The 8787-nt window shown below is 66.5% G+C and carries 9 protein-coding genes; 3 read left to right on the forward strand and 6 right to left on the reverse strand.

Annotated features, from left to right (window positions below; translation table 11 throughout):
- The 4 genes from ACOJTB_RS19005 to ACOJTB_RS19020 all read right to left on the reverse strand — a co-directional run.
- The coding region (locus ACOJTB_RS19005) for a dTDP-4-dehydrorhamnose 3,5-epimerase family protein (RefSeq protein ID WP_420104097.1) at window positions 1-171 on the reverse strand (171 nt) is incomplete at its 3' end.
- A 16-nt stretch (window positions 172-187) separates the two neighbouring features.
- The gene (gene rfbB / locus ACOJTB_RS19010) at window positions 188-1243 is read right to left on the reverse strand and encodes a dTDP-glucose 4,6-dehydratase (protein WP_420104090.1); all 1056 of its coding nucleotides are present in this window, start codon (window positions 1241-1243) and stop codon (window positions 188-190) included.
- Window positions 1234-2277, reverse strand: coding sequence for a glycosyltransferase family protein (locus tag ACOJTB_RS19015; RefSeq protein ID WP_420104091.1), 1044 nt, complete (start codon window positions 2275-2277; stop codon window positions 1234-1236). The genes rfbB and ACOJTB_RS19015 overlap by 10 nt, the downstream gene beginning before the upstream one ends.
- A gap of 68 nt (window positions 2278-2345) precedes the next feature.
- Window positions 2346-3800, reverse strand: coding sequence for a hypothetical protein (locus tag ACOJTB_RS19020; protein ID WP_420104092.1), 1455 nt, complete (start codon window positions 3798-3800; stop codon window positions 2346-2348).
- A gap of 118 nt (window positions 3801-3918) precedes the next feature.
- Between ACOJTB_RS19020 and ACOJTB_RS19025 the strand changes: the two genes are divergently transcribed.
- From ACOJTB_RS19025 to ACOJTB_RS19035, 3 genes are all read left to right on the forward strand, one after another.
- A complete protein-coding gene (locus tag ACOJTB_RS19025) occupies window positions 3919-4893 on the forward strand; it encodes a glycosyltransferase family 2 protein (protein ID WP_420104093.1) in 975 nt (324 codons plus the stop codon).
- On the forward strand, window positions 4890-5300 hold the full coding sequence (locus tag ACOJTB_RS19030; protein WP_420104094.1) for a GtrA family protein: 411 nt from the start codon (window positions 4890-4892) through the stop codon (window positions 5298-5300). Before ACOJTB_RS19025 ends, ACOJTB_RS19030 begins: the two co-directional genes overlap by 4 nt.
- 335 nt (window positions 5301-5635) lie before the next feature.
- Window positions 5636-7048 (forward strand): M20 family metallopeptidase, encoded by a 1413-nt coding sequence (locus tag ACOJTB_RS19035; RefSeq protein ID WP_420104098.1) that lies wholly within the window; start codon window positions 5636-5638, stop codon window positions 7046-7048.
- A gap of 81 nt (window positions 7049-7129) precedes the next feature.
- Here ACOJTB_RS19035 and ACOJTB_RS19040 read toward each other — a convergent pair whose 3' ends face one another.
- Both ACOJTB_RS19040 and ACOJTB_RS19045 read right to left on the reverse strand, forming a co-directional pair.
- Window positions 7130-8548, reverse strand: coding sequence for an FAD-dependent oxidoreductase (locus ACOJTB_RS19040; RefSeq protein ID WP_420104095.1), 1419 nt, complete (start codon window positions 8546-8548; stop codon window positions 7130-7132).
- Window positions 8545-8787: cysteine hydrolase family protein (locus ACOJTB_RS19045; RefSeq protein ID WP_420104096.1), on the reverse strand; the 243-nt coding region annotated here is incomplete at its 5' end. The genes ACOJTB_RS19045 and ACOJTB_RS19040, both read right to left, overlap by 4 nt.

The raw sequence follows: 8787 nt of genomic DNA on the forward strand, positions 1-8787 counted from the left end.
GCCGATTTGAGCCGAGAGCGAGTGGTTGTCCTGCACGAAGACGAGGTCGATGCCCGCCGCCGCCATGTCGGACTGCTTGTAGACCTCGGAGAAGAAGCCGCGATGGTCGCCATGCCGCTTCGGAGTGATGATCTTGACCGCGGGGATGGCGGTCGCTTCGACGTTGAGCATGTCTCGTCCGTCCGGTTCAGGCCGCGCCGAGGCGCTCGCCGCGATAGACGCCGGAACGGATGTCGCCCCACCATTGTTCGTTGGCGAGATACCATTCCACCGTGCGGCGCAGTCCGGTCTCGAAGGTCTCCTTGGGAGTCCAGCCGAGCTCGCGGCCGATCTTTCCGGCGTCGATCGCATAACGCGCATCATGGCCGGGGCGATCCGTCACATAAGCGATCAGCCGCTCATGCGGGCCGGCCGGGTCGGGCCTGAGTTCGTCGAGGATCGCGCAGATGCCCTTCACGACGTCGATGTTCGTCTTCTCGTTGTGCCCGCCGATATTGTAGCTCTCGCCGAGCGCGCCGCGCTCGGCCACCGTCAGCAGCGCATCGGCATGGTCGTCGACATAGAGCCAGTCGCGCACATTGAGGCCGTTGCCGTAGACCGGCAGCGGCTTGCCCTCCAGCGCGTTGATGATCATCAGCGGGATCAGCTTTTCCGGGAAGTGATAGGGCCCGTAATTGTTGGAGCAATTCGTCATCACCACCGGCAGGCCGTAGGTGTGGTGCCAGGCGCGCACGAGATGGTCCGAGGCCGCCTTGGAGGCGGAGTAGGGGGAGTTCGGCTGGTAGGCCGTATCCTCGCGGAAGAAGCCGTCCTCGCCGAGCGAGCCGAAGACCTCGTCGGTGGAGATGTGGTGGAAGCGGAAACGCGCCTTGGCCTCGCCCTCCAGGCTGCGCCAGTGCCGCAGCGCCTCCTGCAGCAGCGCGAAGGTGCCGACGATATTGGTCTGGATGAAGTCGCCCGGCCCGTCGATCGAGCGGTCGACATGGCTCTCGGCGGCCAGATGCATCACGATGTCGGGCTGGAACTCGGCGAAGAGTTCCCGCATGCGCTCGCCATCGCCGATATCGGCCTGCTCGAAGCGGTAGCGGTTGCTGCCCGACACCGGAGTGAGGGAGGCGAGATTGCCGGCATAGGTCAGCTTGTCGACGACGCAGACCTCGTGCTGCGTCTCGCCGATCAGCTTGCGCACCACCGCCGAGCCGATAAAGCCGGCGCCGCCGGTCACGAGGAACTTCAATGACACGCCGTCTTGCTCCGGAATGGCCGCCCTCGGCCGGAAAGTCGATAAAGCCGAACGGAAGAAACAGCCCTCTCGGCCTCTGTCAAGCACGGCCGCCGGTGCGGCAGATGGCGACGCTCAAGCCCGGCGGGAGCTTGCCCGAGATGCCCGCGCAAGCCGTCGGCCTGGCCGGCGCGAACCGGCTCCAGCGACCAGCTCGCCCCCTTGGCAGCCAGAATCGCGATCTGTGCGGCCAGCGCAGCGCAGGGTTTGGCCCGCCAGCGCCCCGGCACATGCGCCACCCGCGCCGTCGCGACGACGTTGCGGGCGTAGTAATAGTTGCGCAGTCGCGAATGGCGCAGGATCTGCGGCTTGCCGAGTTCGTCTGCGCTGACCGCCTCGCCCCAGCGATGCGGCAAGGCGAGGTCGGGCGCGAGATAGGAGGCCCAGCCGCGGTCCCAGGCGCGAAAGCCCCACTCGACATCGATCCCGGCGATGAAGAAATCGTCGCGGAAGGGCCCGATGGCCGCATAGGCTGCAAGGTTGACCAGCGACCCGGAGGTCGGGGCGAAATCGAGGGGGACGAGCCCGTTAGCCCGGGCGGGCCCGCGGCGCTCGTAGCGGATCGGCTTGTAGAAGCCTTCCTCGGGCGGCACGAGGAGGAGAGCGAGCAGCGCGACTTTCTCCTGGCGCTCCACCGCGACGCTGCGCTCCGCCAATTGGTCGAGTAGAGCCGCCGGCGGCTCGCTGTCCTGGTCGAGCAGCATGATGTGACTGAAACCGTCGCGCGAGGCCGCCTCCGTCACCGCATTCAGCCCACGGCCGAGATCGACATTCATCTCGCTCTGGATTACCCGCAGATCCGTCTTCGCCAGAGCCGAAAGCGCCTGCTCCTCGACCGGGCCATTGACGAAGACGAACAGGGGCCGCCCCGCGAGTCCCTCGGCCTGCCGGGCGAGCAGCGCCGGATCGGGCGCGTAGAGCACGACGCCGGCGCAGGCGCGAGGCTCTCCCTGTCCAGTCACCGCCCCGGTCATTCCGCCGCTGATCCCTGCCATCGTGGCTGCCGCCCCGACCCATGCGAGGCCGACGCCGGCCGCAGCCCTACAAACTTAGCCGCCCGGGCTCAAGCCGGGGCGCGCTCGGCTTTTTGGAGGCTCCGCTTCGACCAGGCCTGCATCGCCACGAGCAAGGCCAAAGGCCAGACCAGCGGCCGAAACATGAAATGCGCGTGAACGATAGTGTGGTGAATGAAGGCTAGATACCACACCGGCATCACAAGGCATCCTCCGAGCACCAGCGATATCCGCAGGCGTTGGAGCGGGTCCTGCGCTCGCAGCGCCTGCCATGCAGACAAGCATGCGAGAGCAAGCGGCAGAATCACAGCCAGGATGACGCCGAGCGTCGCCGATCCGAACGCCATGAGTTTGGTAAAGTAGACGATTTTTGACAGCGCATAGCCATAGCTCAGCATCACGCTCTGCCTGATGGCGTCGACCGAGATGCCGAGGCGGTTCAATTGTGCTTCGTTTTGGCGTGCGATGTCCCAGCCGCTGGCGTTCATATGGGCGCCGATCTGTCGCCCGAAAATCCCAAGTTCGGACACGCCCCAGATCAGCGAGACGGCCGCCATCTTGATCGCGAAACTCAGCACGATGGCCCCGCCAAATGCCGCCGCTGCGAGGACAAGACGCCGTAGCAACTGCCGCACCGACCCGCCGTCGTCGAACGCGATGACGGCAATGACGGCCATGAGCCCCATCGGGGCGGAGCCGGTCAGGAATTCGAACAGGGCCGTTAAGGTACCGAACAGCGCGGCAGCAACAACGAGCCTTCGATCAGTCAGGGATGAAGGAGGCCTCAGATAAAAGAAGAGGAGCGCCCCTGCGATCATGATGTCGCTCGGCGCGAAGGAGAACGACCATGCGAAGACCGGTAACGCACTGAAGCTGAACAGGACCAACCCCAATGCCAGATAAGCTCGTTCGCGCGGCTGCTCTCCTGTCCCACCGATCAACCTCCGTGCGGCCAGCGCAGCCAGACTGAGGAAAAGCAGCCCTACCAGGAGTGCCATCGCGTTCGTCGCCGCGGATAGCGGCATGATGGCCAGGAGCGCTTTGGCGAGAACCCAGTCACCGTGCAGGTAGCGATGATAGAGGTTGGTCGTCACAGCATGGGCCGATACCATGGCCACCTCGAGGTCTCGGCATTGCACATAGGGCGGATAACCCGCCGGGCTCACGCCGGACCAGGGCGCTCCATCTGCCGGAACGGCCGGAGACAGCGCACGGAGCAGAGCATTATCATCCTGTGGCAAGATGAGCATCGACAGGATCAGGCAGTCGTTGAAATTGTGGATCGCATAAGGCTCGCCGCTCCCGAAGGGCAGCCGATGAGCCCGCGCCAGTGCTCCTGTGCGCACCGCCTGTGCAATCACCTCGTGATAGCGGCCGCGATGGACCAAAGTCGTAGCGATGCTGGCGAGGTAGAATGCGCTCAGGGTCGCAATCACGACGCCAATGGCCGATGCGCCCAGTGCTAGGACGGACGTTCTTTTGGATGGCCGTTCTGCCGCGCTCACGTCGCCGTTCCTCGTCTGTGCGGCCGCAACAGACTCATTGCTGGGGCAGAGTCAACGCGGGACAGGCCGACGGCCTTCGTTGACGAGCAAACGCGTCGCCCATAGACCCGTGCAGACGATGGAGCTCGACAGCATGGCACAGGCCCAAACGATGATCGGGGCAGCCGGGCCGTCTCCCCGCGTCGCGGTTCTCATTCCTGCTTACAACGAGGCGCTGACGATCGCAGCCGTCGTCGGGGAATTCCAGGTTAGCCTGCCTGAAGCCAGCATCTTCGTCTACGACAACAACTCCAGCGATGACACGGCCGACATTGCACGGCGCGCTGGTGCGATCGTCCGAACCGAAAACCGGCAGGGAAAGGGCTACGTCGTCCGCCGGATGTTCAACGACATCGAGGCAGACGTCTATCTTCTGGTCGATGGTGACGCCACTTATGAAGCCGCTGCGGCTCCACGGCTTGTCGCAGCGCTTCTCTCCGGCCCCTATGACAAGGTCAATGGAGCGCGTGTGACCGAACGCGCCCAAGCCTATCGCCCTGGACACGTTTTGGGGAACCGTCTGCTCAGCGGGCTGGTTTCGCGCATATTCGGCTCGCGCGGCCATGATATGCTCTCGGGCTATAAGGCGCTGTCTCGGCGTTTCGTGAAGTCTTTCCCCGCCGCGAGCCGAGGCTTCGAGATCGAGACGGAGCTGATGGTGCATGCGCTCGACCTGGACCTGCCAATCATGGAGATCGACACCGTCTATGGCGAGCGGCCGCCGGGCTCGCAGAGCAAGCTTTCGACCTATCGCGATGGGCTGCGCATTTTCGGGCTGATTCTGCACCTTGTGCGGGACCTGATGCCCCTGCAGTTCTTCAGCGCCGTTGCCGGAATTCTGATCTTGGCCTCGATCGGATTCGGCACGCCGGTGATCCTGACCTTCATCGAAACGGGTTTGGTGCCGAAGCTGCCGACGGCGGTGCTTTCCGTCGGGCTGATGATCGCCGGCTTGCTGGCCCTGATGACTGGGCTCATCCTCGACAGTGTGGCGCGCGGGCGGCGTGAGGGAAAGCGCCTGGCCTATCTGGCGCTGAGAGGACCGGGTTCTTGAGCCAGTCTCGGAGCTTGATTGCCCGGTTCGGGCAATTTCTCGGAGTTGGCGCACTGGGTTTTCTGGTCGATGCCGGCGTCTTCGCACTGGCCCTGGAGACAACTGGGCTGGGGCCTCTGATCAGCCGCCTTCTGGCCTTTGCAGCCGCGGCTACGTTTACCTGGGTTCTGAACCGCCGGTTCACCTTCGGCGACCGGACCTCTCAGCGAAAGGCCGCCGAATTCGGCCGCTACGCGCTGGCGAGCTTGACAGCAGGCGGAGCGAACCTGCTGGCCTACTGGAGCATCATCCACTTTTTCGGGACAGCACGTCCGATTCCGTATGTCGCCCTTGCAGCCGGCGTCGGCGTCGGGCTGGCCATCAACTTCCTGCTCTACAGCGTCGCCGTTTTCCGTAAGAAGGGCTAGCACGTCGATCAAGCGGCTGATGCGAAGCGTGTCGCGAGCAGATCGAGCCGAAGGAGAATGCCGGAAGGTTATTGCCTTTTTTCCGCGGCAGGCCAGCATCCCGGCCGGTTCCAGCTCTAGCGCGCTGCCGCCCTACCAAGCTGAGGAACGCTCGAGGCATCCTGTCCGAGCCTCCCCCTGCCGCCATGCAGCGGGCGCCCGGCGATGCTGCTGAAAATTCACCCGTCTCGCCCGCTGGCCTGATGTAGCCTCCGCCCGGGCCCGCTCTTCGGGGCATCCCGGCCGGGCCGTGCCGCCCCGAAGAGCGGGGCCGGGCACATGTCGAGGGAATCATGGTGCAGAATACCGAGGAAATCTGGTCGATCGTCGATGGCAAGCAGGACGCCTATATCGCGCTGAGCGACCGCGTCTTCGAGATGCCGGAGCTGAACTACCGTGAGGTGAAGTCGGCGACGGCGCATGCCGAGCAGCTCGCCCGGGAGGGCTTCCGCGTCGAGACGGGGATCGCCGGCTTGCCGACCGCCGTGATGGGCGAGGCGGGGCAGGGCGGGCCGGTCATCGCCATCCTCGGCGAATACGACGCGCTGCCCGAGCTCTCGCAGGCGCCCGGTGTCTCCGAGCACAGCCCCTTGCCGAACCAGCCGGCCGGCCATGGCTGCGGGCACAACCTGCTCGGTGCCGGCGCCATGCTCGCTGCCGCCGCCGTCAAGGATTTCCTGGCCCAGCACGGGCTGAAGGGCCGCGTGCGCTATTATGGCTGCCCGGCCGAGGAGGGCGGCGCAGGCAAGGCCTTCATGGTCAAGGAGGGCGCCTTCAAGGACGTCGATATCGCCATCTCCTGGCACCCGGCCGCTTTCGCCGCGGTCACCGCGCCGGTCGCGCTCGCCAACACCACCATCGACTTCGAATTCTCAGGCAAGGCCTCGCATGCGGCGGCCGCGCCGCATCTCGGCCGCTCCGCGCTCGATGCCGCCGAACTGATGAATGTCGGCGTCAACTACATGCGCGAGCACATGCCCTCCGATGCCCGCATCCACTATGCCTATCTCGACGCCGGCGGCATCGCGCCTAACGTCGTGCAGGCCAAGGCCAAGCTGCGCTACGTCGTCCGCGCGATTGCGGTTTCGGAGGTGCACGAGCTGCTGGCGCGGGTCCGGAAGATCGCCGACGGCGCGGCTCTGATGACGGAGACGACCTTGACCAGCGAGGTCGTCAGCGCCATGAGCAGCCTGCTCGGGAACACGCCGCTCGAGGACGCGATGCAGCGCAATCTGGACCGGCTGGGCCCGCCGCCCTTCGATGCGGAGGACGTCGCCTTCGCCCGGCGCATGCAGCAGACCGTGACGCCGGCGCATATCGAGACGGCCTTCCGCCGTGCCGGGCTGCCGGTCTCCGATTTTCCGCTCTGCGACAGGATCGCGCCCAAGGACGTGCCGGGGCCGACGATGATGGGCTCCACCGATGTCGGCGACGTCTCCTGGGCCGTCCCCACCGTCCAGGCCCGCGGCGCCACCTATACCATCGGCACACCCGGTCATTCCTGGCAGCTCACCGCCCATGGCCAGTCGCCGCTGGCGCATAAGGGCATGGTGCATGTCGCCAAGGCCATGGCGGGCGTCGCCGTGGACGTGCTGGTCGAGCCGGAGCTGTTGCGGCAGACCAAGGCCGATTTCGCAGAGCGGCTGGCGAAGACGCCGTACAAGCCGCTGCTGCCGGACGATGCCAAGCCGCCCTTCCATCTCTTCTGAGACCTGCGCAGCCCGGCCTCGCGGCCGGGCTGCGGCATCAGCTCGCCGAGTAGCGGCCGCGACAGCAAAGGCTTTTGCGCCTCACGGCTCCGTCTGCGATGCCGATGCGGTGAGCCGCGCCGCTTCTCGCCCAGCGATCTCGCCGAGGCAGACCGCGGTCAGCAGGCCGTTGCCGGAGAGATAGCCGGAAGCGTGAGGGCCGGAGACTCCCACGGCCGCGCCGCCGCAGGCGAAGAGATTGGGCAGGGCCGAAGCGTCCGGGCGCAGCGCGCGGCCGGTTCGGTCGATGCGCAGCCCGCCTTGGGTGTGGAACAGCGCGCCGGGGACGCGCACGGCGCAGAAGGGCGCCTCCAGGTCAGGCGCGTTCCGGAAGTCGCGGCCGAAGCGGTCGCTGTCTTCGCCGCCCTTAAGCGCGGCGACCACCGCGGCCGTGGCCGCAAGGCGGGGCTCGGTAAAGCCGAGCGCGGCGGCGAGGCCGGCCATGTCCTGCGCCCTGACGATCGCGCCCTGCGCCTCCGCCTGGCGGAAATCCTCGAACTGGCGGGCGATGCCGGCGATGCGCTCGTCGAAGATCGTCCAGGCCTTGCCTTTGGGCTGGGCAAGCACGGTCGCGGCCTGCTCGGAATAGCCGTGGCTCTCGTCGGAGAAACGTTCACCGCGGACGTTGACCTGAAAGCCACCCTCCATGACCGTCGCCCAACTGATCAGGATGCCGTGCGGCTGCGCCACCGAACCATGGCCCTGATGGCCGGACATGTGGACGAGCTCGGCGCCAAGCGCTTCGCCCCAGAGCACGGCGTCGCCCTCATTGCCGGAATGGCCGAACCAGAGCGCCTCCGCCAGCTGCGGGATGTGCCGGGCGACGAGCCCGCGATGGCCGCCATAGCCGTTGCAGGCGAGGATGAGGGCCTTGCAGCCGATGCGCTCTTCACCGCCACCCGGCCGTGTACCGGCGATCCCGGCGATGCGCCCCGTCTCTTCGACGAACAGCGTCGTGGCGCGGAACTCGGTCAAGATCGGAATACCGCGGGCCTCGACCGCCTCGCGCAGTCGATCGATCAGTTCGGAGCCGGTGCGCTTAGGCAGGCCGTGCATGCGCCGGGCCGAGTGGCCGGGATAAGAGAAGTTCGTCACCACGTTGAAAGGAAGGCCGTGCGCAACGGCCAGCCAATCGAGGACCGGGCCCAAATGACTGGCCAGATGCGCGACGATGGCGGGGTCAGGCTCGTCCTCGGCCTTGGCCATGATGTCGGCCGCGAAAAGCTGCGGGCTGTCCTCGATGCCAGCCTCGCGCTGGAAGCGCGTGCCGGCCGCTGGAATGAGCCCGGCCGAGAGCGCCGTCGAGCCGCTCGGCACCGCGTCCCGCTCGACGACGACCACCTCGGCTCCGGCCTCGCTCGCTGCGAGCGCAGCGACCAGCCCGGCTGCTCCCGCGCCGACGATCAGAACATCGGCCTCGGCCTCGAAAGCCACGCCGGCAGCGGATAGGACGCGGCTCATAGCGCTTCGACCTCGGCGAGGACGGCCGCGATGGTCGCGATGCGGGCGACGGGCTTCAGGGCCGCGATGGCTTCGGCATGCATGGCGGGCGTGGGCGCCGCGCAGCCATCCTCGAGCACGGTCACATCGAGATCGCGGACATGGGCATCGCGCACGGTCGAGGCAACCCCGCCATTGGTGACGATGCCGGCGACGACGAGGTGTTCGATGCCGAGCTTGCGCAGCAGCCATTCCAGCCG

Origin of the sequence: Allobosea sp. (assembly GCF_048595345.1) — a bacterium.
Taxonomy (GTDB): Bacteria; Pseudomonadota; Alphaproteobacteria; order Rhizobiales; family Beijerinckiaceae; genus Allobosea.

What these genes read in the sequence shown, in the direction of transcription:
- ACOJTB_RS19015 (WP_420104091.1), bottom strand. Translation starts at nt 2,277, where the DNA reads ATGGCAGGGATCAGCGGCGGAATGACCGGGGCGGTGACTGGACAGGGA.
- ACOJTB_RS19025 (WP_420104093.1), top strand. Translation starts at nt 3,919, where the DNA reads ATGGAGCTCGACAGCATGGCACAGGCCCAAACGATGATCGGGGCAGCC.
- ACOJTB_RS19040 (WP_420104095.1), bottom strand. Translation starts at nt 8,548, where the DNA reads ATGAGCCGCGTCCTATCCGCTGCCGGCGTGGCTTTCGAGGCCGAGGCC.